This is a genomic window from Polyangiaceae bacterium, assembly GCA_020633205.1.
Classification (GTDB): Bacteria; Myxococcota_A; Polyangia; order Polyangiales; family Polyangiaceae; genus JAHBVY01.
Genome location: JACKEB010000016.1, coordinates 96,065 through 122,217, shown reverse-complemented (window position 1 = coordinate 122,217; position 26,153 = coordinate 96,065). Strand labels below are relative to the sequence as shown.

Here is a 26,153-nt window from a genome sequence, read left to right as displayed (position 1 = left end):
TCGTTCGCGCTGCGTAGTTTGCCGGCACCGGCCCGGTTACACCAAGTTAAAGCCGCGCCGGTTCCGGAGCGTACAGCACCCCTGCGCTAGAGATTGTTCAGCCAGCGCGCCAGCGCCCTTCCGAAGGCGTCGGGCTGGTCCTCTTGGGGGTAGTGGATGGCTTGCCCCAGGTCGTGGATCTCCAGGTTCGGCAGGTGTGAGCGGCACCAATCGATGAACGGCTCGCGGATTAGCGCGCCCGGAGTTGCTGTCAACAGCAGCTTCGGAACGCTCGACCGGACGAGCGCGTGGCGTAGGGCCGCGAGGCGAGCAACGACGTCTTCGGGTTCTCCTGCGATCGGGAGCTCGCGGGGCCACACCAAGAGTGGGAGTCGAGACCGACGATCGGGGAATGGGGCTCGGTAGGCTGCGAGCTCTGCGGCGGTCAGGGAACGCAAGATCGCGCCGGGCAGGCTGTGCTCGATGAAGGTGTTGGAGTCGAGGATCAGCGACTCTCCAACCCCCGGTGCCCGGAAGGCGCGGAACGTTGCTTGACCGCCTTGCGGAAAGGCAGCCCAAGTCGGGAAACTCGCGAGCACCCCTTCGCTGATCACGATGCCTCGCACTCGAGTTGGGTGGCGCGACCACCAGTCGAGTGCCAGAGCGGTTCCCCAGTCATGGGTGATGAGCACCACACGGTCCAGGTTCAGGGCATCGAGAAGGTGCTCGAGATAGCGCGCGTGATCGACGAAGCGATAGCCGATCGCCGGCTTGCCGGATGCACCCATTCCAATCAGGTCTGGGGCCACGATTCGCCGCGAGCCACGTACCCAAGGGATGACGTTTCTCCACAGGTAGCTAGACGTGGGATTTCCGTGGAGAAATACGAGCGTGTGCCCGGGTCCGTCATCTAGGTCGACGCTGGACATATAGGAGTCGAGCACCGCGATTCGCCGTCGAGGAAACGGATCGTTCAACGCTCCCTCGAAGGTTGGCTGGAAAACTGCGGCGGCGCTTTGGGAGGCGACCAGTTCAAGGGGATCGCGGCGGGGTGGAACCACCCTTCGCTGATGCGCAGTTCGAGTTGTCGCTGGGCGTCGAGGGAGCTCCACGCGTCAGTAGCCTCGCGAAGGGTTGCACTGGCGGCGAGCTGCAGCAGATCTCCAGTCTGCCAGTCCACGAATAGCAGGCCTGCGCGCGGCCAGACCAGCAGATTGCCGAGCGTGTTGAACATCAGATTGCCGGGGTAGTCCGGGACGAGCAGCAAATCTTCGCTGGTGCCTTGCACCACCCTGACGAAGCCGACAGGGCCACCTCGGTGTGAAATGTCGACACCAGCGCCTGCGGACTCGCCGAGCTCCTGCTCGGCGAGCTGCCCTCCGCTCGCGCTCGCGATGAAGAAGGTATCGCTCGCCTCGATCAACTGCCTCGCCTTCAGACTGAGCTTCGTTCCTTCACGCCTAGGTTTGCTTGGGGCGCGCTCGGGTCGACCTACGATCTCCCGCGCGTGGATGTACTTTGGGCAATTGCCAAAGCTTTGATGGATCCGGACGACCCACGTATCCGTGAGGAGTTGTTCGATTGCGCCGTTAGCGCGGTTGCGCCTCCGAGTATGCGGCTCGAGTCCGAGCAGTCCGACGGCGCTCCCAGGCTGCAAACCGAACCGCGGGGCCCCGAACAGCGGCTTGCCGGTGATGCGGAGCGAGTGATCTCCGAGTGCCTCGATGAAGCCTGGGACACCGTGGACCATGGAGGCCCACGGTTGTCCCTGGGCGTCCAGCACCCCGACGAACAACGTTGGTAGCTTCTCGAAGAGCTCGATGTGCTGTGGGAGCATGCGATCTCGGATCACCCTCGGGCCGACCGCGGCCATCTTGTCGCGTACACCGGCCTCGAGCTGGAGAGCCTCTTCGCCTGAGTGGAATGGTGCTGGACGCATCACCACACCTCACGCCGCGCGTTGCATTGGAACGAAGCGAGGAAGTGCTTCCACGCGCGCCACCCAACCGCGCAGCCGCGGGTACGGATCGAGTGAGATGCGGCCTTCGGGCGCGTGGGCGCAGTACGTGTACAGCGCGAGGTCGGCGATCGTCGGCGTGGCGGCTACCAGCCAGTCGCGACCGGCGAGGTGGCGCTCCATCGCGGTGAACAAGTCCTTTGCGATGGCCGGGTGAGCTTCATCCCGCGGTGCGCCGAAGACCTCGCTCACGCGAGCTGCAGCGGGTCCGTAGGCGAGGGGGCCCGCGGCGATGCTGAGCCAGCGCTGGATCTCCGCTTGAACCACTGGGTCCTTGGGCAACCAGGAGCGCTCTGGATCGTAGCGCAGGGCTAGGTAGACGAGGATCGCGTTGCTGTCTGCGATGACCGTGCCGTCGTCTACGATGACTGGCACCTTGCCGAAGACGTTGACCTCGAGGAACTCGGGGTGCTTCTGCTCACCTTTGGCCAAGTCGACCAGCGTCTCTTCGAAGGCCAAGCCCAACAGGTTGAGCATCAGTCGCGCGCGGTGCGCGTGGCCGGAGAGCGGAAAACCATAGAGTAGAATCGCGTTAGTGGATTGGGTCATGGAAGGCTCCTTTGGTTAGGTGCGATCCACATGGCCCCGTCCGGTAATTGCGTAAATGCTAACTAAAAGCAGTTCAGAATTGTTATTAGCGAAATAATCATGGACTACCTCGAGGGCCTCAGAACGTTCGTTGCAATCGCGGAGGCTGGTAGCTTCGTCGGCGGGGCGCGGCAGCGCGGGTTGTCCGCGCCTTCGGTGACCCGCTCCCTAGCGGCGCTCGAGGGGCACCTCGGGGTGCAGCTCATCGTGCGCTCCACTCGTGCGTTTCGACTCACCGAGGTCGGCGCCGCGTTTCTCGTCGATGCTCGGCGAGTTCTGAGCGCGCTCGAGCACGCGGAAGCTACCGTCAGCGGACGTAGAGTGCGCCCCGAGGGGCTACTGTCCATCACGGCTCCGGAGCTCTTCGGGCAACGCCATATCGCTCCCCTGGTGTTCGAGTTCCTCGAGCTACACCCGCAGCTGCGCGCGAAGGCGTTCTTTAGCAACCGCATCGTCAACCTGATCGATGAGGGTTTCGACGTCGGGCTCAGGATAGGGCACCTGCCGGACTCTCGCCTCACGGCGGTTCCGCTCGGAAAACTGAGCGTGGTTTGGGTCGCCTCGCCAGCCTACCTGGCCCGAACGAGAGCGCCCAGGCAGGCCGAAGACCTAGCGGCGCACCCGATGATCGGCCTCAGCATCGAAGGCCAGGAACAGATAGTGTGGGAGCGCCGAGGCAAACGGCGGAGCAGCGTGGCGCTCAGCGAGCGACTCCTGGTGAACGAGAACTCCGTTAAGATCGCGGCAGCCGTTGCGGGCCTGGGAGTGACACGCGCGCTCGCTTATCAGGTAGCGGATGAGGTCCGCGATGGCCGCTTGCGGGTCCTGCTCACGGCAGGCGAGCCGCGAGCTGTGCCCGTCCACCTGGTCTACCCCGAGGGACGGGCAGCGGCGGCGAATGTACGGGAGTTTCTGAGTTTCGCAACTCCGCGCCTACGAGCGATCCCACTCCTGGACGGCAAGCGGCCCACTGCGAAACCGCGACCTAGAAAGTAGCGCTGTCTCTCGGGAGGCGCCTTGTCGAAGCGCCCTGATTGTCGAAGCGCCCTGATTGTCGAGGCGCGCGGGTACCGTGAAAGTTTTCGCGCGGAAAAATTGCCGAAGATCTACACGGGTCGAACCGCGCGGCGGTAGCCGACCTTGGCGAGGGCTTCCTGCACCACGCTCGAGCGCGCGCGGTGATCACCCTCGAGCTCCGGCACGAGGACCAAGCGGTGTGCAAGCACTGGATCTGCGACGTCCCGCAGATCCTCGGGGGAGACGTAGCCTTTCCCCGTGAGCACAGCGCGCGCCTTGGCGGCGCGCAGCAAGCCCAGCGACGCTCGGGGCGAGGCGCCTAGAACCACCTTGGAATGGCTCCGGGTGAACGCGGTTAGGTTCACCGCGTACTCGAAGATGTCGTCTTCCACGTGCACCCGCGACGCTATGGATTGCAAGTGGAGCACGTCTGCCGAGTTCAGCACTGCTCCCAACTCAGGTGCCGCTACGCCGTGGGCCTTCAGCATGGACACCTCTTCACCTGTGCTCGGGTATCCCATTGCGATGCGCACTAGGAAGCGATCGATTTGAGCCTCCGGTAGGGGATACGTCCCCTCGAGGTCGATAGGGTTTTGAGTGGCGAGCACGAAAAACGGATTCGGCAGCTCGAAGCGATCGCCCTCGATCGTCACCTGACGCTCTTGCATGGCCTCGAGCAGCGCGGATTGAGTCTTTGCTGGCGCACGGTTGATCTCGTCTGCCAACACGACGTTCGCGAACACCGGACCCGCCCGCAGGGAGAAGGTGCCGTCCTTCGGCGACAGCACGTAGGTTCCCGTTATATCCGCGGGGAGAAGATCCGGTGTGAACTGGATGCGTCGTACTGAACAGCCGAGGGCAGTGGCGAACGCCTTGACCAAGGTGGTCTTCGCTACGCCCGGCACGCCCTCGAGGAGTACGTGCCCGCGCGCGAGCAGACTGACCAACATCAGGTCCACCGGCCCGACCGCCCCAATGTATACCCGCCCGACTTGTCGTCGGACGTCGCTCAAACGCTCCCGAGCTGCTTCGATTTCGCTAACTTGCAGTGCTTGACTCACGCGGCTCTCCCGAGCTGTTCCTCCACATCGCTCAACAAACGAGTGATGTGCTCCCGCATACGCCGAACGCCTGGCGCCGTCACGCGTAAGGGTTGAGAGGTGACAACGGCGTTTTCGATACGGCCTAGCTCAGCCAGCACTTGCCGTAGTTCAGTCAGTGAGTGAGCGGAGACGCCGCGTTCCTCCAGTTGATGAAGCAGCTCGCTCGTTCCGGGTTGATTCAGTTCGAGGCGGTCCGCAAGGCGTTCCGTTAGTGCGGCCTTCAGTTCGAGCATCGCTAGCGCGCGGTGGGTCGTCGGTGCAGAAAGAACCGCCGCGCGCCCCGCCAACCCACCTTGCGCGACGAGGGGTGTCTCTCGGGCGTAGCGAGGAGCCAAACGTTTGTAGCTGCGCGTCGCGACGCTCCCCATCCAGACCACACCGGAGAGCGCAATCAGGCCACCCAACGTCAGGGCAAGCCAGTCGGGTAACCCGTCATCGTGGGTATCGCCGAGTAGCTCCTTGAAGCCCTCCCAATACTCCTCCAGCTCTTGGGCTAATCCTGAACGTCCGCCGAAGTGACCCGTTTGCTTGAAGCGATTCACCACGATGAACAAGCGGCCCTGGCGCTTGCCCCAAGAGTCGTCCTCCACGAGGTAGTCGATCAACCCTTCGGCACACGCGCGGTTGCCAGGATAGCGGAGCATCAGGTTGATGAACGCGGAGGGATCGCCCATCGCAAAGAGCCGGCCCCTGTCCGCGATAATGCCTGTTACTGCGAGGGTGACGTCCGGTTCACCCACCGCTGGGATCGTGAGTACTGGCGTCAGGTTTGGGTGACGAAACCCGCTCGGGTGGTTGGTCACCAACTGCTGGACGTCGCGCACGACCGGGTGTCGCCCTTGCTCATGACCGGCGACCTGTTGAACCGCTGGCATTGCGATGGGCAGGCTGGAGTTTTGGCGGAGCGCAATCGCCGGGCGGATTGGCGCCGGGATGCGATGGATCTGAAACCGCTCCAAAAAGGTCGCACCCTTGCCGTGGTCGTCGAGTACAGCGATGCGCCCACCGTCGCGCATGAACGCGCTCGCCTCGTCGTAGTCGATGTCCACTTCCGGGTGGATCACGATCACACCATCGGTTGGCTTGAGGGCACCCCAGTCCAGCGTGGCGACGAGTTCGACGCGCTGCTTGCCGAGCTTCTCTCGCGCGAGGCTCAAGAGGTCGCTCGTGCCCTCCCAGCTGGTGTCGTTCAGGCTGAACGCGGCATGGGCAGCGTGGGTGATGAGGAACAGCGCCAGGGAGAGGACCACCCACAACGCGCGGCGGCTCCAGCGGCTCTTCTGCTCCTCGCGGATCACTCGCGCAACCATAGCAGCGCGCTCCAAGAGATGGAGGGTTGGCGCGGTGTTGCTGGCACCGGGCGTCCATACAAGAAATGAACACCCGAGCCTCCGCGCCCCTTTGAGGAGCGTTTGTCCTTCGGAGAACGCGCGTTCGGCCGTTCAGCGTAGTCAGCGGCCGATGAACCAAACCGTCGGGTCGGGCGTCCAACATGGAGTGGTTCGAAGTTTCCGCAGCGCGTTCCAGGCACACCAAGAAGGACGTTTTCCGATCAGAAGCCAGCGAGGCAGCGTTCAGTCGGTGTCCAAGAATGGGACGCGCAATCGTTGCTCTCTGACCGTGCAGTCGTGAAGAACGGAAAAAGCCCAACGATCTTGGAGGCGCTCGGCCGCTTCGCCACGCTCGGCGGTGTGACTGGAACGTTCTCCCCACAAGCCGTCAATGTCCGCCTCGTGACCACCTTTATGGGGGCCGCCGGAGAGCGAACTTGACCACCAGTTCAGCGTTATTAGAGTAACAACTGCTGCCTTGGGTTAGCCAAGGCTCTTAACCGAAGCGAGGTCGCGATGCTACCGCCCTTCATCATCGAGCAAATACGCCGACTAGAAGAGGAGGAGCGCCGCCAGCGCGACGGGAACCGACCGCGACTCGAGTTACCCCTCGACTACGATCGGCCGCGTCCGAAGGTGGAGCGTGAAGAAGAAAAACCCGAGCGTGGGGTGATCATCTTGGATATCGCCTGACGCTCCAAAACCCAGCTCAGGGCGAGCCTCGTGGGCTCGCCCAGGCGCAGACGCCGCGGGAGCAACTACGTTTTGCGTTTCACCGCAGCGCCGCCGAGCTGGCCTTCAGCCCAGCCCCGTTCGAGTCAGCGCCGCAATGAGAGGTGCCTACCGAACCCGCGGTCGAGACGCGAGTCCGGCTTCGACGCCCGCCGAAATGGCGGGCGTAGCTGTTTTGTAGCTTTTTGCGCCTCAATGGCGTTGCTGCGATGAGGCGTAAGCAGGTCCTCAGCTTTCCGGCCGTCGACGGGGTGGGGAAGTCGCGCTTGACCCTCGCGAGGTGCGGGGTCAACGCGTAGCGTCCCGCGACGGTCCGTGGGCTAGCATCAACCCGACTTCCTTAGTGAAACCCACCCGACAATTCGCTATGAGGCCTGCCAGCTGAATAGCCCTGAAGTTCGTCCGCCAACCGTTGGCGTCCGATCGCTCGAAGGTCCAACGCTCCGCTGAGGGCAGGACCTCCCCGGGGGGGAACCTAGTCACCACACATGCGACGTCTTCTTACCTGCTTTCTGCTCCTCGGGGCCCAAGGCTGTTTTGCGCCAGGCGATGGTCCCGAGCCGCCGCTCGATCGGATCTACTTCCCGGTTGGCGTGGCGGTGACGCCGGATCAGAGCCAACTCCTGGTCGCGAACAGCGACTTCGATCTGCAGTTCAACGCTGGTTCATTTCAGGTGTTCGACCTGCCCGCGCTGCGAAAGCTGGCGGTCGACACTTCTGCGGATCCTGACTGCGCCGGGCTCGGCGTGAAGTCTGCTGCTGATCGCAGCATCGCTCCGGGGCGCTGTAAGCCCATCAACCCATCCAAGCCGCCCGCGGGCAGCAGCCTGCTCGAGCAGAGCATTGGGATCGGAGCTTTCGCGACCGACGTCTTGGTGCGTGAGGAGTGGGACGATGGAGACGACCCCACCACCGCCGAGCGGGAGTTCGAAGGTTGTACGGCGTCGATGGATGATCCTCAGGGAAATTGCAGCAGCGGTGAGTGCAGGCCCTGGCTCGAGACCCAAGCGGGAGCCGAGATGGGGCAGAGCTACGCCGGCTATTGCGCGACCCGCCAGGGCCTGCGGGTGTTCATCCCGGTGCGAGGCGACGCAACGCTCCACTACCTGGACGCCGTGGGCAACGAGTTCGACTGCGGTCAGGATCGCAACGCTGGTGCCTGTGACGACAACCACCGGCGTGGGGACGATCCCGACGCGGAGAACACGCGCGATTTGCGTATGCCCACGGAACCGTACGGAATCGCCGCTACGCCAGACGCAAGCGCGATCGTGGTTACCCACCAGAGTTCCGGCCGCGCGTCGCTGTTCGTGAACTCATGGGAGCAAGGGCCGAACCTGGAGTTCGTGGTGGACGGCATGCCTTCCGGTGCGGTGGGGGTGGTCAATAGCCCAGAGCCTCTGGGGTCTCGGCTGTTTGCTTCCTCTCGGCCGTCGTTCTTGGTGACGTTTCGCAACTCCGCGACCGTCGAGTTGCTCCGCTACTACGACGACGTCGAGTCCAACGATCCGCGGCCATTCTTGACGCGCTCGGGCAGCGTCAGCGTTTCTGCCAATTCCCTTGGCTACGATTCTCGTGGGCTTGGCCTGGACGCCACCTCACGTGAGGCGTGCGAGGCGCAGTGTCTGGCGGCCGCGACGGATACCACCAGCGAGGCTATCGCGGACCAAAGCGACTGCCTGGATGCCTGCAAGGACGATGTGCCTGTCGACGTCTATGTCGCCAACCGCACGCCCGCGTCACTGCTCCGCGGCCACACTCGCGACAACGGCTCGGAGTTGCCGCAGTTCTTCGACTCTTTGGTGCTGTCCACTGGTCCGAGCCGCGTCGTGAGCGGCGAAGTGTTGGCTCGCTGCAGTCCAACCCAAGCTTCGGATGACCCTTGCCGTCGCAGAGAAAAGCGGCTGTTCGTGATCTGCTTCGATTCGCGCAAGCTCTACGTCGTCGAGCCAAAGACGGGTCGTGTGGAGTCCGTGTTCCTGACGGGACGCGGGCCTCACGCGTTCGCCACCGATGTCAGCCTGAGCAGCGCGGAACAACACGCCTTCGGCTATCTGGCGCACTTCACCGACTCCTACATCGGCGTGCTCGATTTGGATCAAGGTAGCCCAACCTACGGGACCTTCCTTGCCACCGTTGGCTCACCCACCGCGCCGAGGGCCTCCAAGTGAGCGGCTCTCAATTCCGCGAGGCAGTGCGCTGGGTCAGGGGTCGGAATGGCCTGAGCTGTCTCGGCTTGCTCAGCGCTGTTTGGCTCATTGGTTGTCAGGACGCGCCCATCAGTTTGCCGCTGCGTTCCCTAGAGCGGAGCGGCGAAGTCGCCTTCGTGTGCAGCAACCAGCACAACGTCGATACACCCGGGCGCTCGATCGACGACTGCCCGGACTATGACGATACGGATGATGGCGAGGAGCTGAACCAGCTGCTTGCACTAGTGACTCAGACGACGCGCGGCGAGGTCGCTGTCGTCAACCTCTCTAGAGGTCGCGTGGAAGACGTCGACCCTGGCAGCCCTGGCTTCAACTTCTTGCCCATCGGTGCTCAGCCTACAGGCATCGCCGCGACGCCGGGCGGTCAGGCGACCTTCGTTGGTGTGGGCGAGCTGGGGCGCGAGGGGATCTTTGCGCTGCCTACGTCCTGTATCGACGAACCCTCGGCGAACCAACCGCCCCGTGACCTGACGACGTGGTCTGCGTGCGCGCTGCCGGTGGCTCCCGGGGAAATGCGTATCCTCGTGGATCCGCCCGCGGCCGACGGAACTCAGCGCGCGAGCTGCAGTGGCGACACGGCGTCAGGTGACCCAGCGCTGCAGACGGGGCGAAGTTGCCCCGCGGATCTAAGTGTCGAGACGTCGCCGCCTGGGCGCCGTAAGCTGCTCGTGACATTGCCCGACTGGGGTGAGGTTTGGGTGCTGGACGCGCAGCGGATCTTGAATGCCGAGCCCGGTTCCTTTGACTACTGCCAGCCGGACGTGGCTTTGAAGTTGAATGGAGTCACGCCCGACGCGCCTCCCCCCCAAGAAATCCCGGCGGACCTCGAGCGCACCCCGGAAGTGCAGCCCTACGAGCGGACGAGCTGGACACCCTACCCGAGCGGCATCGATCTGGATCGCGACACGCTGTATGTGACCGATCGCGGCGCGCCCATCCTGCACCGCATCGACGTCAGCGATGTGTGCACGATGGCGGAGGTGGATCCGCTCTTGCCCGTGCGCTTGGATCGCCCGGGGGACACCATCACTACCTCTGCGGTCGCGGTCTCGCCCATCACCTCCTCGGGGAAACGCTTTGTCTACGCTACCGACGAGCTCAACGGCAGCGTGATGGCGTTCGACGTCAGCCTGGATTCGGCGAACCGCACGCCGATCGTGCGCGAGCGCTCCAAGTTGATGCCTTTCGAGCCGCCGGATCGCATCGCGTTCGACGCGCCGGTGCGCAGCATCGAGTTCGTACAGCGGGACATCCCCGTGCTCGACAGCAATGGCGTGGGCCTTGGGGCTCAGCTGTGCGATCCCCTCGACGACGACGCGCTGGGGGCGGAGTATCGCCCCAATGGCCAGCAGTCTGCCGGCGCGCGCCCGGGGCAGTTGCGCGGCATCTTCGGCATGCTGGCGCTCACCAGCGGCCAGATCGCGGTGATCGACGTCGAGGACTACGACGAACCTTGCCGGCGTCCAACCAAGGCTAACTCCAAGGCCACACCGGACTTCCGGGGCTGCTTTGGTGATCCGAATAGCGTCGCCTACTTCACGGAAGATGGTCAGCAGGACGGCGTAGCGACGGTAACGGACGAGGCGAGCTGCAACATGGTTGAGGCTCACCGTTCGCGCAGCGCCACCATGCTCGCCACCAGCTCGCGCTTCGGACTGCGTTCGCCGGGTGTGCGCGCGCTGCCCCGCCTGGCGGACGAGGACAACCGTGCCCTCGAGACCGGCTTGGAGGGTGATGGGCCGTTGCACCCGAAGCTCCTGGCGACGAGCTTCGAAGACGGGAGCCCTGCAGAGCTTTTCGTAGCCACGCGGAAATACATCGGGTCTGCGGATGCCGAGAACGTGCTGCCAACGAGTCCTGCCAGCGCCACCAGTCCCTCCCTCGCGCTGATCACGAACGAGCCCCGTGCCTTCAGTCTCGAAGACGAGATGACTCTGACCTACGAAGGCATCATCTTGCAGCGCCCAGCTGGCTACCTGAGCGCCGATGCCCTGGGGTTCAGCGACAGCGGTGGCGGCTTCTGCAGCCGCGGCGTCCAGGATAGCGACCTGACGCGGCAGGTTGGTGAAGAGGAGCTAGGCGTGGACGCTGCCGAGCTCGACACCTTCGCCGACAACTACAACGACTACATCAGCATCACCCAGGACCTGCTCGGAGAAGACGACAGCTACTGGAAGACCGACCTCGGACAGAGCTGTGATGGCGGCGGTGGATTCCGCGCTTGCAAGACCATCTTCGGCACGCCAGACAAGCCGACGACCTCACGGGACATGTCCATCGTGGAGGCGTATGAGGATCACCTGGTGGTGAAGCCTCGGGACACGCCGCGCGCCGTGGAGGTGCTCAAGTGCTGCTTCCCTGGGGCAATGAGCTACGATGTGCGCGTCGGCCGCCAGTGGGTGCTGACGGGGTCGCGTAGCGGCTACCGGCATCGCGTCGAGCGTGATCCGGACACGGATCGATGCGTCCGTGACACCGACGACGCCAAGGCGCTGTTCAAGAGCCGTGTGTATGAGGTGAGCTGCGCAGGAACAGGCTGCTCCGGCTTCGGGCAGGCTACGATCCCCGTCGAGCAAGACGGCGAGACCGTCAACGTGCCCGATCCCAACGCGGTAGCTTGCTTGACCAGCGGCAGCGCACCCGACGCGTGTGTCTTCCAGAACCTGACTCACCGCTTCGTGGTCTATCAAGGGCAGCAACCCAGCGTGCGCGGCATGCACTTCACCTGGCAGGTCGTGGGTGGCTTCGTGCCGCTCAGCATCAGCCTCGCGTCGCAGAGTTCCCAAGTGAGTCCGTATTCGATGGTGCTCCTACCGCAGACGGGTGAGCTTGCCGTCACCGATGCCGCCACGCAGGGCCTCGTGATGGTGAGCTTGCGCTCGCTGTCGGTCTCGCGCCTGTTCTTCTGAGCCTGAGGTCAGCGCTTTCTTGAATGCGTAGGCGCGCCTTGTGCGCGCCTTCCGGCTTTGGGATAAGGTGCCTCATGGGTGCGCGAAGCACGCCGCTGATGCAGCAGTTCCAAGCTGCAAAGCGTGCGTATCCAGATTCGATCTTGTTCTTCCGCATGGGGGACTTCTACGAGCTCTTCGAGGAAGACGCCGTGGTCGCCAGCGGCTTGCTCGAGTTGACGCTCACGAGTCGCAACAAGGGCAAGCCTGACGAGATCCCGATGGCTGGCTTTCCGCACCACGCGGCGCATAGCTACGTGGCAAAGCTGCTCGAGCAGGGACACAAGGTCGCGATCTGCGAGCAGATGGTGGACCCCGCGACGGTGAAGGGGATCGTGCCGCGGGAGGTGATCCGCGTGCTCACTCCGGGCACCGTGACGGATCGCGATCAGCTCGAGGCGGGCCGCAACAACTGGCTGGCGGCGCTAGAACTCACCGCGGGTGAGGTCGGGATCGCGCTCTTGGATCTCTCCACGGCGGAGCTTGTCGCCGCGCAAGTGACCGACCTGACCGCCGTGCTCAGCGAGCTCGCACGGGCGTTTCCGAGTGAGGTCGTGCTGGGCTTCGCCGCGGACGTCAGCGAGGAGCAGCGGGTCGCGGCTCAGGCTGCGCTCAAGGAGGTCGTCGCCAAGGTTGCGTTCCGCGAGGATCAACCTCTGGAGGGCGGGGATCTTGCGACCGTGCTTGGTAAGCTGACCACCGACGCCGAACGCCTGGGCCCGCAGGCGGCCCTCGCCGCAGCGCGAGCTCTGCGCTTCGCCGCTGCATGCAATCCCCTGACGGAGCTCCCGGTTCGGCGCATTGGGAGCTGGGACCCTCAGCGCCACTTGGTGATCGATCCGACGGCGCAGAGGCACCTCGAGCTTGTCCAGTCGATGAGCGGCGAGAAGCACACCAGCTTGCTGCATGTGATCGATCACACGAAGACCCCTGGCGGCGCACGTCTGTTGCGCCGCCGCCTGCTCGCGCCATTGCTCAGCGTAGAGCGCGTGCGGCGGCGGCTCGATCAAGTGGAGCTCTTCGTCGTTCACACCGCGCTCCGGAGCGAGCTCGCCGGGCTGCTGGGTGGCGTGGGTGACTTGGAGCGCTTGGCGACGCGAGCGGAGCTCGGCGAGGCGAATCCGCGGGACCTCGGCGCGCTGCGGGATGGCCTCTTGGCTTCCGCAGCCGTCGCTCAGTTGCTCGCCACGCAGCGAGACGAGAGTGTGCTGGAGGCGCTCGGCCTGAGCGGCGAAGGAGCCGAGGTCGACTGTGTTTCGGAGCTGCAGAGCGAGCTTGCGAGTGCCCTGGTGGAGCGCCCACCAGCGCTGCCGAAGGACGGCGGTGTCTTCTTGCCAACCTACGACAAGGAACTCGCCAAACTCGATACCCTGCGGAAAAACGGCACCCAGAGCATCGTCGAGCTCGAAGCGCGGCTGCGCACCGAGCTCGACCTGCCGAAGCTCAAGATCCGCTACACCCGCGTCTTCGGTTGGTACGTCGAGGTCGGCCGCTCGCAAGCGAAGAAGGTGCCGGAAGACTGGCGGCGCAAGCAGACGGTAGCGAGCGGCGAGCGCTATACGTTGCCCGAGCTGGATGATCTCTCGGAGGCGATCGGTAGCGCAGAAGATCGCCACCGCGAGCGCGAACTCGAGCTAATCAAGGAGCTCGTGCGCCAGGCTGCGGAAGCGGCGCCGCGCATCAAGGCACTAGCTCAGCGTGTCTCGCGCTGGGATGTCTCCGTGAGCCACGCGGAGCTAGCCCATCGCTACGACTATTGCCGACCGGAAATCGATGACAGCAAGCGCCTCGAGCTGGTGGACGCGCGGCACCCGGTGGTGGAGCGTCTGGCCGCGCTCGGTCGCTTCGTGCCGAATGACGTGAGCCTAGACGCCGAGCGTGAGCGGCTGTGGATCGTTACCGGGCCGAATATGGCGGGCAAGAGCACGCTGCTCCGGCAGGTGGCGCTGATCTCCATCCTGGCGCAGCTCGGCTCCTTCGTCCCCGCCAAGCGCGCGAGCATCGGCTTGGTCGATCGAGTGCTCTCGCGCGTCGGTGCGAGCGACAACCTCGCGCGGGGTGAGAGCACGTTCATGGTGGAGATGCGAGAGACCGCGGACATCCTGCGCTCCGCGACGGATCGCAGCTTGGTGATCCTGGACGAGATCGGTCGGGGCACCTCGACCTTCGATGGCCTGGCAATCGCGTGGGCAGTCGCCGAGCACCTCGACGAAGCCATCGGCTGCCGCGCGCTGTTCGCGACTCACTATCATGAGCTGACGGAGCTCGGGCAGAACAGCGAACACGTCGCGAACCACAGCGTGAGCGCCCGGGAGCTCGATGGAGACATCGTGTTCTTGCACCGCTTGGTCAGCGGCGCCGCGAGCCGCAGCTACGGCATCGCGGTGGCGAAGCTCGCTGGGATCCCTGAAGCGGTGCTCGCCCGAGCGCGGGGGCTGCTCGAGTCCTTCGAGAGCGGGCAGCGCGAGGCGACGGAAGGCGACGCTCCAGCGCCGAAGAAGCACCGGGCGCGGCCACAGCTCGACTTGTTTGCGGCGCCTGAGCCAGATGCGAAGGGGCATGAGGTGCTCGACACCTTGCGCAACGTTGACGTGGATCGATTGACGCCGCTCGACGCGCTGAAGCTCTTGGCGCGGCTCAAGAAGAAGCTCTGAGGCGCCGTGCGCTGCAGCGCCGCAGCTACTTCTTTCCGCGCGGTCTCGGCGGTCGTGGCGCGGATGGCGTCGCGGTGGCTCCGTCTTCGGGCCACGAGTGGCGGGGATAGCGCCGGCTGAGCTGCCGGCGTAGCTCCGGGTAGGCGCGTTGCCAGAAGCCCGCCAGATCTTGAGTGACCTGGATCGCGCGGCGATTCGGCGCCAGCAGGTGCAAGGTGAGGGGAACGCGCCCGGCGGCGATGCGCGGCGTCTCGGTGCTGCCGAAGAAATCTTGCAAGAACGACTGCACCCAAGGGCCGCTCCCGCCGGTGTAGTGGACCTGGGTCTTGCGGCCGCCGTTCAGGGTGATCTCCGCGGGAGCGTCGCGGTAGAGCGCCGCCACCAGCTCTGCCGGCAGCAGGCTCTGCGCGGCGACTGCCAGCTCTTGGGCCTTGAACGCACTCAAGTCCACTGCTTCCCCGAGGCAAAGCTCCAGCAAGCTCTCTCGGGTTTGGGGGGGAGGTGCGGTCGAACAGTCGACGAGCGAGGCGTCCGCCTTCAGGCAGAGCTCGATGCGCGCTGCGAGCTCACCCAGGTGGTCCTTCGGATCGAGCTGTTTCAGGCCTCGGCTCAGGACCCACTCCTTGAGCACCCGCGTCGCCTCGGGGCCAGGCGCAGCGGGCGCCTTGCGTTCATCGATGCATACCGAGCCGTAGTACATGCGGGCTATGCGTTCGACGCGCGCTGTCTCCGGGTTGAACCACAGCTCGTCCTTGTCACTGAAGAGCTCTGGGTACGCTTCGAACAGCCAGTCTTCTTCGATGACGCAGGCTTGGGTCACCTCAGGGCCACCAGCCCCGCGACGATCAGCGACCTCTAGCCCGAGTAAGAGCTGCGCTTCATGCACCACGCTCTGCTCCGAGAGGCGCGCGACTTGACCGCTCATGAAGGTCAGATCGCGGCTCACTCCTTTGCCAGTCGTGGAGAGCCTACGCGCCGCCACGCGATCGGGGAAACCGGCGAGCAGCGCCTGACTGATACGCGCGTCGACCTCCGACAGGGGACAGCTATCGCTGAGCTCCCCTTTGCCCGCGAGCGCCTTGACGAGCTGCGTCTCAGCCCGCGCGACACTCTTCACCGCAGCCAGGTTCAGCTCCAGGCTGCGGGCGCTGTGCTGACTGAAGCGGTCCTCGCGGCACAGCTCAAAGCGCTCCATGCGCTCGGCGACGTCGGAGTCGCCGCTCGCGTCGACCGGGCGTGGCCCTCTCGAGTGACGCACCGGCGAACGCGCCAGGATATCTCGCTCGCTCAACAGCGCGACCGCGAGCGCGCCGCTCGCGGGCACTTCCAGTTCTTCCGCGCGGATCAATACCCGGGCGAGTCGCGGGGGCAGCGGTAAGCGCTGCATGCGGCGACCGAGCTCCGTCGCGTGTTCGCCGTCGAGCGCGCCGAGCCAGCCAAGCAGCCGCTCGGCGTCGCGCAGCGCGGCTTCAGGTGGGGCAGACAGCCAACCCAGCGCTGAAGCGCTGAGCTCCGCACAGCCGAGCTCCAAGAGGAGGCTCGCCAAGTCGGCGCGCAAGATCTCCGGCGTCTCGAAGCTTGGTCGTGTACTGAGGTCGCCGGCGGTGTAGAGCCGCTGCACGAGGCCCGGCGCTGTACGCCCCGCGCGGCCCGCGCGCTGGGTGGCCGAGGCTTGGCTGATCTTTTCGAGCTTCAGGCTGAGCAAGCCGGTCCACGGTGAGTGACGCGCGACGCGCGCGAGCCCGGAGTCGATCACGCCGGTGGTGCCCGGGACCGTGACCGATGACTCCGCGACGTTGGTGCTCAGGACCACCTTGCGCGTGGCGCTGTCACTAACCGCCTGGTCTTGCTGTTTGAGATCGAGGTCCCCGTGCAGATCGCAGGTGACAAAGCCCGCTTCGCGCGCCAGGGGCTCGAGCGCCTCGTGGCAATTTCGGATCTCTCGCGCACCAGGCAAGAAGACCAGCACATGGCCGTCGGGGCCCTGGCGCAGATGGTGACGCACAGCGCTCACGACCTGCTTCTCCAAGGGTCGGTCGTCGACCTGTGGCTGGTGAAGAATTTCCAGGGGGAATACGCGGCCCGCGCTGCGCACCCGGGGACACGCGCCGCGCGTGTCGTCGCGGAGCAGCTCGGCGATGGGCTCGGCGTCTAGCGTCGCGCTCATCACCACCAGCTTGAACTCAGGGCGCTGGCGGCACTCTTCACGCAGCAGCGCGAGCAAGAGATCGATCTCGACGCTGCGCTCGTGGACTTCGTCGAGGACCACCGCGGCGATGTCGCGCTTCTTCCCTGCGAACAGCTCGCGCAGCAGCACGCCGGTGGTCGCGTAGACCAAGCGCGTGTCTTGAGACACGCGGCGCTCGAAGCGCACGGCGTAGCCGACGGGGTCTCCGAGGGGCTGCCCGAGCTCGCTCGAAACACGGTTCGCCAAGAGCCGCGCCGCCAGACGTCGGGGCTCACTCACCCAAACCCGCGAACCTGGCGGGAGTTCCGACAGCAGTGTCAGGGGCACGCGAGTGCTCTTTCCTGCACCGGGAGGCGCCTCGATCACGACGCGGCCCGCTTCCCGCAGGCGGAGGGCGATCTCCGGCAACACTTCGTCGATGGGTAGGGCTTGCATCCTCAGGCTCTCGCTGTACGTACACGAAGACGAGGCGATGAGCGATTCCAAGCACCAGGGCGGTCCCCGCGCAGCGCTGTTCGACATGGATCGCACGCTGATCCGCAAGGACACCGCGACGCTCTACATGAAGCACCAGCGAGACCGCGGTCGAGTGCGCAAGCGCGATGCGCTGCGGGTTGCCTGGTGGCTCCTGCAATACACCTTTGGCGTGGTCAACGCGGAGCGCGTCGCTGAGCAGGCCATGCAAGGCTTCCAAGGCAAGCGCGAGGATTGGCTCGAGGAGACCATGCGCGAGGTCTACGCGGACTACGTGCGCCCGTTGATTTGCGAAGCAGGCCGCCGCGCCGTGGCGGAGCACCAGGAGGCGGGGGACTGGGTGGCGATCGTGACCGGAGCGACGCCCTACGCCGCGTTGCCCCTCGCGGCCGAGCTCGGCATCGACCACGTGATCTGCACGCGTATCGAAGTCGCTGATGGACGCTTCACGGGCAAGGTGGAGAAGCCGATGTGCTACGGCCCAGGCAAGATCACGCTGACCGAGCGTGAAGCGGAGCGTCACGGCGTGACCCTGGATGGCGCGGTCTTCTACTCGGATAGCATCACCGATCTACCGCTGCTCGAGCGCGTCCAGACGCCGATCGCCGTGAACCCCGACTCTCGTCTCCATCGCATCGCCCGGCGTCGCGGCTGGCGCATCGAGCGCTGGTAGTTACCACGCGGCAATCGCTTGCCGCGTTCGCTCTTTTGGGGGTGAGGTGCCCTGAAAGGGCACCTAGCGCATGCGGATCGCGACGGTCAGCTTGACGACGCTCTTCAATACGTTGGGCACGCGCTTGAAGAGGTTGATCGACGGCGGTCGCTTTTCCATCACACGCACGGGGATCTCCAGGATCTCCACGTTGGCGCGATAGGCACGAATAACGAACTCGCTGGCGAAGACGTCCTTGTCGACGACGCAGGCGTTCACCAGACCGAGCAGCTTATCTCGGCGGAACGCCTTTAGGCCGTGGGTGTCGGTGCCTCGGAAGCCAAGCAGCGCGCGCAACAGCGAGGTGTAGACGATGCTCGCTGCGTGGCGCGCCCAGGGGCGCTCATCTTCTGCGCCGGCGATCAGCTTCGAGCCGATCACCAGCTGCGCGCGCTCCGCTCGCAGGATGTCCACCGCCTCTTGATGGAAGTCCGTGTCGCAGAGATCGATCTCATCGCACAACACATAGGTGCCGCGGGCGTCTTGGATCCCACGACGCAGGGCGAGCCCGTAGTTCGGCTCCCCGGCGCTCAAGTAGCGAACTTCGGGGTACTTCTGGCTGAGCTGCTTGGCGATCTCGAGCGTGCGGTCCCTGGAGCCGTTTTCCGCGAGGATCACCTCGTAGTTCCAGTTCAGAGGCTTGAGGCGCTCACGCAGGTCGACGACGGCTGCGTGGAGAATGGCTTCCTCGTTGTAGACGGGGATGACGATGGAGACTTCGGGATTCACGGCTTCGGCTCGGCTAGCTGATCGACGGCGCGCTCTCCAAAGAGCAGCGCGTCTTCCATGGAGGAGTAGTTCCAGTCCCCGTAGCGCCCTGCGGAAATGATGCCTTGGCTCTCGAGGTAAGGGCGGATCACGTTCAGCGCCCCATAGTAGTTGTGATCGAAGATCACGTAGGCGTGGTCGATGCGCCGTAGCCGGGCAAATACCAGGGCTTCGGCGCTTGGCAGGAGACCCATCTCCACCAGCCCGTCGGTCACCTCCGGCAGCAGCTGAGTGAGCTCGGGTGCCTCACGGCTGGCGAGCTCGACGTAGTAACAAGAGCCGCCCTCCGGAGCCATGGCAGCACTGAAGTTCGAGTAGCAGCCCACACGGTAGAAGGGGTAGCGCTCCTCCGGGACGTACGCCCAGTGGAGCGGTTTCCCCGCGGGAGCGCGGCTCGCCACGTCGAGGTAGTAGAGGTGGGTGCAGCGCAGCTGCTTAGCGGCGACGGCGACTTGCTGAGGGAGATCCATCAAGCCGAGCAGCACGTCCAGGGGCGCGGTGCTGATCAAGTGGCGATATTCGATTGCCCGACCGTCGCTCAGGTGGAGCTTTTTTCGCTTGCTGTCGACGCGGGCGATTTGAGCCTCGAGCAGCAACCGCTCAGCGCGGCTCGCTTCGGGTAGCGCGGCCAGCATGCCCTGGGGCAGTGCGCCGATACCCTGCTCTGGATAAACGAAGTGGGTGTTGTAGCCGAGCTCGCGGTCGTTCAACCCGACGGCGCCCGCGACCACGTCTTCCAGCTTGGGCAGGGGTACGAAACGCTGGCACCACTCGGCCGTGATTTCCTTCGGGTGCACGCCCCACAGGCGGCAGTTGTAGGGGATCATGAAGTGGTCACTGATCCCGTCGCCAAAGTTCAAGCGACAGAACTCTTCGAAGTTCTTCGCCTCCGGCTTTTCCTTGCGGAAGTGCGCTTCGATGAAGCCCAGCAGGCAATCGTTGGCGACCTGGGGCGGAAGCCCGAAGGTGTTCGCCTGATAGGGGTAGCGGGTGTAGACGCCGTGGGAGAAGACAGCGCTCCGTCGTTGCACCTCCTCATGGGGTCCAATCCACGACAACACTCGTTCACGCGTGCGAGGGTCCCGCAAGTGCAAGAGGTGTCCGGTGCGATCGAAGCGGTAGCCCGCCTCTTCCAGCGTGATGGCGTGGCCCCCGACGTGTGACAGGCGCTCGATGACGCGATAGTCCCGGCCTTGAGCTTCCAGACGGTGCGCCGCGGACAAGCCGGTCAGGCCAGCGCCGATGATGGCGACGTCGGTGAGTTCCGAGGGCGAAGTAGGCGACATACCGTGGAAGAAAGGGCGGGTCGTTGGAAGCTAAGAGACGCGTGGGGGCGTGTCCAGGTCAGTGGGCTTCGGTCCAGCTCGCACCGTGGCCGACTTCGACCACGAGCGGGACGTCGAGGGTGTAGACGTTCTCCATCACGTCCTTGATGGCGGCGCTCGCCTCCGCAACTTCTGCGTGGGGTACCTCGAATACCAGCTCGTCGTGCACCGTGAGGATCATGCGCGAACCGGGCGTCACGGGCTCCGACAGCGCCAGCATCGCTAGCTTGAGCAGATCCGCGGCGGTGCCCTGGATGGGTGTGTTCATCACGATGCGCTCGGCGGCGAAGCGCTTGGCGCGGTTTGCGCTGTGGAGGTCGGGCACCAAGCGCCGGCGACCGAGCATGGTACGCACCGAGCCGCCCGCGCGAGCGTGTTCGAGGGTCTCGTCCATGAAGCTGCGTACCCCGCGGTAGCGGCGGAAGTACGCGGCGATGAACGAGCTCGCCTCGGCGCGGCTGATGCCCAGGCTCTTGGCGAGACCGCTGTCTCCTTGACCGTAGATCACGCCGAAGTTCACGGCCTTTGCGCGTCGCCGCAATTCGGCGTCCACGTCTTCTTCGTCGACTTCGAAGATCTCCATCGCGGTACGGGTGTGGATGTCCTGACCGGAGTTGAAGGCGTCGATCAGCACCTCGTCTCGGCTCAGGTGGGCTAGTACTCGGAGCTCGATTTGCGAGTAGTCACCGCTCACGAGCTCGTGGCCCGGCGGCGCAATGAAGGCGCTGCGAATGCTGCGGCCCAGTTCCGTGCGGATTGGGATGTTCTGCAGGTTTGGATCGGCGGAGCTGATGCGCCCAGTGGCCGCGACGGTTTGGCGCCAGCGGGTGTGGATGCGGCCGGTGTCCTTGTTGACGAGGCTCGGCAGCGTGTCGATGTAGGTGCTCTTCAGCTTGGCGAGCTGGCGGTGCTCGAGGATTACGGCCGGCAGCGGGTGCTGCTCTGCCAACGCCTCCAGGGTAGCGGCGTCGGTGGAGCGCGCGGTCTTGGTGCGCTTGATTGGCTTCAGCTTCAGCTCGTCGAACAGCAGCGTCTCGAGTTGCCTCGGGGAACCGACATTGAAGTCCTTTCCGGCGATTTCGTGGGCCTGCTTCTCGAGCCGGGCCAGTTCCTTTTCGATTTGCTTGCCTTGCGCCTTGAGCTTCGGAATGTCGACCAGTACGCCGAGCCCCTCCATCTCGCTCAGCACCGATGCGAGGGGTAGCTCCAGCTCATCCAGCACCTCGGTCATGCCTTCGTCGGCGATGCGTGGCGCCAGGCGATCCCAGAGCCGAAGCACAAACGCTGCGGCGGCGCCCGCGTGGGTCGCCGCCTCACCAACGCTGACCTCACCAAAGGGAATCGGCTTTTGTCGGGGCTTTTTGGTTAGCGCGTCAAAGGTTTGGAACGGCGCCTCGAACTCGCGGCCAATCACGGCGGGCAGCTCCGGTGGAGACTCCGGGTCGAGCAAGTAGCTTGCGAGGCTGGCGTCGAACGCCACTCCCGCCAGGTTGTAGCCATGCCGCTTCAACAGGAGCTCGTCGCTGCGCGCGCGGTGGCAGCTCTTTTTTACGCGACTGTCCGCGAGCAGCGGGCCGATGATCTCTCGTGCGATATCCGTGGGGATTTGCTCTGGCGCATCGAGGGTGCGGTGTCCGAGCGGGACATAGTAACCGCGGGCGCCATCGACGGAGAGGCCGATGCCAACTAGGTTCGTACTGCTGGGGGCTTGCTCGACGTCGCCTTGCACGTGCAGACCGAAGCGCCCCGCCTTTTTTGCTTCTGCGACGAGGGTGCGCAATTTCTCCGAGGAAACGACGCACTCAGCTTCGATTTGGAAGGATTCCTTCGGCTCCGGGTCCACAGGGCCGTCCCCAGCTTGGGAAACTGCGGCGTACTGCTCCTCTTGGTCGAGCGCGGAGAGGTGCCGGGTAAAGCCGAGCTCGGTGTACAGCCCGCGCAGCGTGCTCAGGTCACGTCCGCCGTAGCGTAGGTGCTCACGGTCGAACTGAATTTCGCAGTCGTCCTTCAAGGTGACGAGGTCGCGGCTGAGGAACGCCTGGTCCTTGTACTCGCCCAGGGTCTCTTTGAGCTTCTTGCGTTTGATTTCGGCGACGTGCTCGTAGATCCCCTCGAGGGTTTGGTACTCGACCAGCAGGTCGCGCGCCGTCTTGGGACCCACCGAGGGCACACCGGGGACGTTGTCCGAGGTGTCACCCATCAGGGCCAGCAGGTCTCGTAGCTGCGCCGGACCCACACCGAATCGCTCTTCGACCTCGGGTACACCAAACACGCGGTTACGCATGGTGTCCCAGAGCACCACGTCCGGACCCACCAGCTGCATGAGGTCCTTGTCCGCGCTGACGACCACGACCTTGAGTTTGCGCGCGCGGGCCTCCTTCACGGCGGTGGCGATCAGATCATCGGCTTCCACGCCGTCTTCGATCAGAATCGGGATGTTGAACGCGGCGATCACTTCTCCGCAGCGCTGCATCTGCTGCTTGAGATCTTCAGGCGCTGGGGGCCGGTTCGCCTTGTATTGTGGATATATCTGCGTGCGGAAATTGCCGCGCTTGGCGTCCATCGCGACCGCGAGCATCGAGGGCCGGCACTGACGCACCAGGCGCTCGAGCATGTTCACCGTGCCGAAGACCGCGTGGGTCGGCTCTCCCGAAGGCGAGGTTAGAGGCGCGATCGCGTGGTACGAGCGAAAGACGTAGCCGCTCAGATCGATGATGTAGAGGACATCGGGATCTCCTGCCTCGAACAGCCGCGTTGCCATGGCGGGTCGTGTAGCGTGAAGTGCGCGGTCCCCCAAGGCCGTTCTCCCACCTGCGCCGACGTGTGTCTTTTCAGGTTGAATTCGTGGGAAGTTGCAGCCGCCCGCAGCCGCAAGTAACCTCAGGTTTGCTGTGGTCACCGAGGAGACGCCCCCAACTGAGCTGGTTGCAGACAAGTACCAGCTGACGCGCCTCTTGGGGCGTGGAGGAATGGGGTCCGTGTGGGAAGGCGTGCACGCCTCCCTGGGGACGCGCGTCGCGGTGAAGTTCATCGAGGCGGAGCACGCGAGCAGCAACGAGGCACGCCAGCGCTTCGTCAATGAGGCCCACGCGGCAGCGCGTCTGAACAGCAAGCACGTGGTGCAGGTGTACGATCACGGTGTCGGCAGCGACGGCTGTCCTTACATCGTGATGGAGTTCCTCGATGGGGAGCCCCTCGATGCGCGGCTCGACCGGGAACGCGTGCTCCCGCCAGAACAGGTCATCAGCCTGGTCACTCAGGTGTGCCGTGCGCTGGCTCGGGCGCACGAACAGGGCATCGTGCACCGTGATCTCAAACCGGAGAACGTGTTTTTGGTTTGGGACGCCGAGGATCAGCGCGACCTGGTGAAGGTTGTCGATTTCGGCATCGCTAAGTTTCTAGACAAGAACGCTCAAACGAGCTCCTCGACACGCACGGGATCCGTGCTGGGCACGCCCTACTACATGAGTCCGGAGCAAGCGCGAGGGCTGCGTACGGTGGACCAGCGCTCCGACCTGTGGAGCCTTGGCGTCATCGTGTATCGCAGTGTGGTGGGCGAGCTGCCGTTCGTCGGAGAAGCGATCGGCGACTTGCTGGTCAAGATCTGCACGATCGATCCGCCCCCGCCCAGTAGTATCAATCCGGCGCTTCCGCGAGGATTCGATGACTGGGTCGCCCGCGCGCTCAATCGCGAGCCCGATGGGCGCTTTCAGAGCGCTTCCGAGCTGGTGACGGCGCTGGCTGCGGCGTTTGGCGTGGCTCCGGGTGTGTCTTCCGGCGAGGCTCCGATGATTCGCCTAAGCAATCCGAGCCTGCCAGACGTCAGTGCGGGGTTCCCGGCGCAAACGGTGACCGAGTTCACCCAGAACACTGCCCCCGAGCAGGGCGCCAAGCGAGGGCCGCTGCTCTGGGTCGCTGGTGCGGCGGCGCTGCTCACGCTTGCCGGCGTCGGCGTGTTTGCCATGAGCCGGACGGGTGTTGCTAAGAGTGAGCCGCCGGCGGAACCGCTGGCTGGCGCTGGCTTGTCCGCCGCTGTGGACCCTCCTGCCGTGACCCCAGCGCCTCCGGACCCACCGGGTGCGGAAACGCCTGCGCCGAGTGCGGAGCCCGCGGTGCCCACACCGAGTGCCGAGCCCGCCGCACCCACGAAGCCGGCAGCGCCCACCAAGGCTCAGCCGGTGAAGACCACGCCCAAGGTCACCAAGGTCGTCCAGCCCGCACCTGAGCCCAAGGCGCCGCCGAAGGCCACGCCCAAGCCCCCACCAGCGAACACGGGCCGCGACATCGGCTACTGAGACGCTCAGCTCACTGTAGGCACCGAACAACGAGGTGCACGGCTCGTGGCGTGACGTGCCTTGCGACCGCGCGTGTGCCGCTTGACCCAGCTGGGTAAGGACCGCTCTACTTCGATGCGATGGGCAATACGATCGGTCGCTCTCGGCCGCACACGAGCCGTTGTCGACGCTGGAGTGGGGTCTTCGCGTTGGTTTCCGGGCTTTGTATCAGCCAGCCGGTGCTCGCTCAGAGCGCGGCTGACAAGGCCACGGCTCGCACGCTCGCGACCGCTGGCATCGAAGCGTTCGAAGCGGGCAAGTACGCCGACGCACTCGACAAGGTGTCCCGCGCCCAAGCGCTATACGACGCGCCAATCCACCTGCTCTACATCGCTCGCGCCCAGGAAAAGCTCGGGCGCTTGGTGGAGGCTGCGGAGACCTACCGCAAGCTCGAGCGCGTGAAGCTCGATGCTTCCGCACCCACTGCGTTCGTTCAAGCACAGACCGACGGTCAGCGAGAGCTCACGGCGCTGCTGCCGCGGCTGCCAAGCTTGCGCATCGAGATCGAGCCTGCAGGCATCGAGGGACTCGTGCTGAAGCTCGATGGGGTCGAGCTCTCGAGCGCCGTGATTGGCGTGGACCGACCTTCGAACCCTGGCGAGCGGGTGATCGAGGCGAGCGCTCCCGGTTACAGCACGGCGCAGCGCAAGGTGAACCTGGTGGAGCGCCAGAAGCTCGATCTCAAGATCGAGCTCAAGCCGGACGGTACTCCGTTCGCCGCTCCGGGTCGCACCCCGAAGCCCAACGAAACGGGCGCTGCGAAGGACGTCGACCCGCCGCCTGATCCGCCGCCCAGCGTCGTCGGCGAAGGCGTGGAGGACAAAGGCTTTTACGTCGCGATCCACCTCGGCGGTGCAGTGCCGATCGGCGACATCGGCAAGCACCCCGTGGATGAGAGTTCGATCCCGATCAGCGATCAGTTCCAGCCGGGGGGCGGCGGCGAGCTTCGTGGGGGCTATCGCTTCGCGAAGTACTTCACTCCGTTTCTGATGCTCGAGGGCTACAACCTGAAGGCGGGCACGTTGTTCAACTCGGTCGTCACCGCCTCGGACACTCAGGTGGAGACGACGACCTACGCAACGGGCGCGGGCCTTGGACTGATGGTCGGGACTCAGCCCGGGGATTTCGGCTTCTACGGTGAAGTCGGGCTGCTGCTTCATCAGATGACCGCGAACATGACGGTGACCCACGGCAGCGAGGCTTCCTGCGAGAACTCGATGAACTATTCGGGCACCGGTTTTCGCCTGGGTGGCGGCATGCAGATCCCGGTGACCGGAGCTTTCCGCGTCGAACCGTTCATGACCTTCACGATGAGCCGCTTCGACACGGTCACGGCGGAGCGCGATGAGCGCTGCGATGTTCCGACGGTGATTGGTGGCCTCGGGGGAGACCCCAACTACGACACGGAGACCGCTCCCGGCTTCGGCAGTCGTCTGGTCGACGAAGATCGGTACGACCTGCAGGATGACGAGAAGGCACTGCACATCCTGCTCGTCGTCGGCGTCGGGATCGGCTTTTCGCAGTTCTGAGCGCTCGTGGCAGTCCCCGGCGAGCTGAGTCGGACGCCGTCGCACCTCCCCAATCGAGAGTGATTGGGATCTTCCTGACGACACCCCCACCGGGTTTGGGGGTGAGGGAAGCGCCTTATGTTTTCGTGCGGATACGAATGCGAGTCCGTATGTTTCGCTCAGGAGGCGACCCGTGAGTCGTCCAGATGTCGCGCCCCATTTCGCAACTTACTGAAATGACACACAGATCCGTATGGCGACAGCT

17 protein-coding genes are annotated in these 26,153 nt (G+C 64.8%); 8 read left to right on the top strand and 9 right to left on the bottom strand.

Annotation, left to right across the window (positions count from 1 at the left end):
- Positions 1–86 precede the first annotated feature (86 nt).
- Genes H6718_25225 through H6718_25215 form a run of 3 tightly spaced genes read right to left on the bottom strand, consistent with a single transcriptional unit; the run spans position 87 to position 2,545 of the window.
- Positions 87–908: a haloalkane dehalogenase gene (locus H6718_25225; GenBank protein MCB9588737.1), complete on the bottom strand. Its 822-nt coding sequence runs from the start codon at positions 906–908 to the stop codon at positions 87–89.
- Positions 909–952: 44 nt separating this feature from the next.
- A complete protein-coding gene (locus H6718_25220; protein ID MCB9588736.1) occupies positions 953–1,918 on the bottom strand; it encodes a pyridoxamine 5'-phosphate oxidase family protein in 966 nt (321 codons plus the stop codon).
- Positions 1,919–1,927: 9 nt separating this feature from the next.
- Positions 1,928–2,545, bottom strand: a complete 618-nt coding sequence (locus H6718_25215) for a glutathione S-transferase (GenBank protein MCB9588735.1) — start codon at positions 2,543–2,545, stop codon at positions 1,928–1,930.
- A 99-nt stretch (positions 2,546–2,644) separates the two neighbouring features.
- On the opposite strand from H6718_25215, the gene H6718_25210 reads away from it, so the two are divergent.
- A complete protein-coding gene (locus H6718_25210; protein MCB9588734.1) occupies positions 2,645–3,580 on the top strand; it encodes a LysR family transcriptional regulator in 936 nt (311 codons plus the stop codon).
- 110 nt (positions 3,581–3,690) lie between these two features.
- Here H6718_25210 and H6718_25205 read toward each other — a convergent pair whose 3' ends face one another.
- Positions 3,691–4,662 (bottom strand): AAA family ATPase, encoded by a 972-nt coding sequence (locus H6718_25205; GenBank protein MCB9588733.1) that lies wholly within the window; start codon positions 4,660–4,662, stop codon positions 3,691–3,693.
- The gene (locus H6718_25200; GenBank protein ID MCB9588732.1) at positions 4,659–6,002 is read right to left on the bottom strand and encodes a DUF4350 domain-containing protein; all 1,344 of its coding nucleotides are present in this window, start codon (positions 6,000–6,002) and stop codon (positions 4,659–4,661) included. The genes H6718_25205 and H6718_25200 overlap by 4 nt, the downstream gene beginning before the upstream one ends.
- A 549-nt stretch (positions 6,003–6,551) precedes the next feature.
- On the opposite strand from H6718_25200, the gene H6718_25195 reads away from it, so the two are divergent.
- The 4 genes from H6718_25195 (at position 6,552) to mutS (ending at position 14,579) form a co-directional block, all read left to right on the top strand.
- Positions 6,552–6,728 carry a hypothetical protein gene (locus H6718_25195; protein ID MCB9588731.1) on the top strand — a complete coding sequence of 59 codons (177 nt, stop codon included), beginning with the start codon at positions 6,552–6,554 and terminating at the stop codon, positions 6,726–6,728.
- A 527-nt stretch (positions 6,729–7,255) separates the two neighbouring features.
- Entirely contained in the window at positions 7,256–8,938 is a 1,683-nt protein-coding gene (locus H6718_25190; GenBank protein MCB9588730.1) for a hypothetical protein, read from the top strand.
- Positions 8,935–11,886, top strand: a complete 2,952-nt coding sequence (locus tag H6718_25185; GenBank protein ID MCB9588729.1) for a hypothetical protein — start codon at positions 8,935–8,937, stop codon at positions 11,884–11,886. The genes H6718_25190 and H6718_25185 overlap by 4 nt, the downstream gene beginning before the upstream one ends.
- A 74-nt stretch (positions 11,887–11,960) precedes the next feature.
- Positions 11,961–14,579, top strand: coding sequence for a DNA mismatch repair protein MutS (gene mutS / locus H6718_25180; protein MCB9588728.1), 2,619 nt, complete (start codon positions 11,961–11,963; stop codon positions 14,577–14,579).
- A gap of 25 nt (positions 14,580–14,604) precedes the next feature.
- Here mutS and hrpB read toward each other — a convergent pair whose 3' ends face one another.
- Positions 14,605–17,202 carry an ATP-dependent helicase HrpB gene (hrpB, locus tag H6718_25175; protein MCB9588727.1) on the bottom strand — a complete coding sequence of 866 codons (2,598 nt, stop codon included), beginning with the start codon at positions 17,200–17,202 and terminating at the stop codon, positions 14,605–14,607.
- Here hrpB and H6718_25170 point away from each other — a divergent pair.
- Entirely contained in the window at positions 17,186–17,914 is a 729-nt protein-coding gene (locus tag H6718_25170; protein MCB9588726.1) for an HAD family hydrolase, read from the top strand. The two genes, hrpB and H6718_25170, sit on opposite strands and share 17 nt — an antisense overlap.
- Positions 17,915–17,977: 63 nt before the next feature.
- Here H6718_25170 and H6718_25165 read toward each other — a convergent pair whose 3' ends face one another.
- Genes H6718_25165 through polA form a run of 3 tightly spaced genes read right to left on the bottom strand, consistent with a single transcriptional unit; the run spans position 17,978 to position 22,807 of the window.
- Positions 17,978–18,682: a glycosyltransferase family 2 protein gene (locus H6718_25165; protein MCB9588725.1), complete on the bottom strand. Its 705-nt coding sequence runs from the start codon at positions 18,680–18,682 to the stop codon at positions 17,978–17,980.
- Entirely contained in the window at positions 18,679–20,007 is a 1,329-nt protein-coding gene (locus H6718_25160) for an FAD-dependent oxidoreductase (protein MCB9588724.1), read from the bottom strand. Before H6718_25160 ends, H6718_25165 begins: the two co-directional genes overlap by 4 nt.
- A 58-nt stretch (positions 20,008–20,065) precedes the next feature.
- The gene (polA, locus tag H6718_25155; GenBank protein MCB9588723.1) at positions 20,066–22,807 is read right to left on the bottom strand and encodes a DNA polymerase I; all 2,742 of its coding nucleotides are present in this window, start codon (positions 22,805–22,807) and stop codon (positions 20,066–20,068) included.
- Positions 22,808–22,898: 91 nt separating this feature from the next.
- On the opposite strand from polA, the gene H6718_25150 reads away from it, so the two are divergent.
- Both H6718_25150 and H6718_25145 read left to right on the top strand, forming a co-directional pair.
- Positions 22,899–24,341, top strand: a complete 1,443-nt coding sequence (locus H6718_25150; protein ID MCB9588722.1) for a protein kinase — start codon at positions 22,899–22,901, stop codon at positions 24,339–24,341.
- 218 nt (positions 24,342–24,559) lie between these two features.
- On the top strand, positions 24,560–25,909 hold the full coding sequence (locus H6718_25145; GenBank protein ID MCB9588721.1) for a tetratricopeptide repeat protein: 1,350 nt from the start codon (positions 24,560–24,562) through the stop codon (positions 25,907–25,909).
- Positions 25,910–26,153: the final 244 nt, after the last annotated feature.

Bases quoted from the DNA above. Each gene is read 5' to 3' on its own strand.
- H6718_25195 (MCB9588731.1), top strand. From the start codon at position 6,552: ATGCTACCGCCCTTCATCATCGAGCAAATACGCCGACTAGAAGAGGAG.
- H6718_25220 (MCB9588736.1), bottom strand. From the start codon at position 1,918: ATGCGTCCAGCACCATTCCACTCAGGCGAAGAGGCTCTCCAGCTCGAG.
- hrpB (MCB9588727.1), bottom strand. From the start codon at position 17,202: ATGCAAGCCCTACCCATCGACGAAGTGTTGCCGGAGATCGCCCTCCGC.
- H6718_25170 (MCB9588726.1), top strand. From the start codon at position 17,186: ATGGGTAGGGCTTGCATCCTCAGGCTCTCGCTGTACGTACACGAAGAC.
- mutS (MCB9588728.1), top strand. From the start codon at position 11,961: ATGGGTGCGCGAAGCACGCCGCTGATGCAGCAGTTCCAAGCTGCAAAG.
- H6718_25210 (MCB9588734.1), top strand. From the start codon at position 2,645: ATGGACTACCTCGAGGGCCTCAGAACGTTCGTTGCAATCGCGGAGGCT.
- H6718_25215 (MCB9588735.1), bottom strand. From the start codon at position 2,545: ATGACCCAATCCACTAACGCGATTCTACTCTATGGTTTTCCGCTCTCC.
- H6718_25190 (MCB9588730.1), top strand. From the start codon at position 7,256: ATGCGACGTCTTCTTACCTGCTTTCTGCTCCTCGGGGCCCAAGGCTGT.
- H6718_25160 (MCB9588724.1), bottom strand. From the start codon at position 20,007: ATGTCGCCTACTTCGCCCTCGGAACTCACCGACGTCGCCATCATCGGC.
- polA (MCB9588723.1), bottom strand. From the start codon at position 22,807: ATGGCAACGCGGCTGTTCGAGGCAGGAGATCCCGATGTCCTCTACATC.
- H6718_25225 (MCB9588737.1), bottom strand. From the start codon at position 908: ATGTCCAGCGTCGACCTAGATGACGGACCCGGGCACACGCTCGTATTT.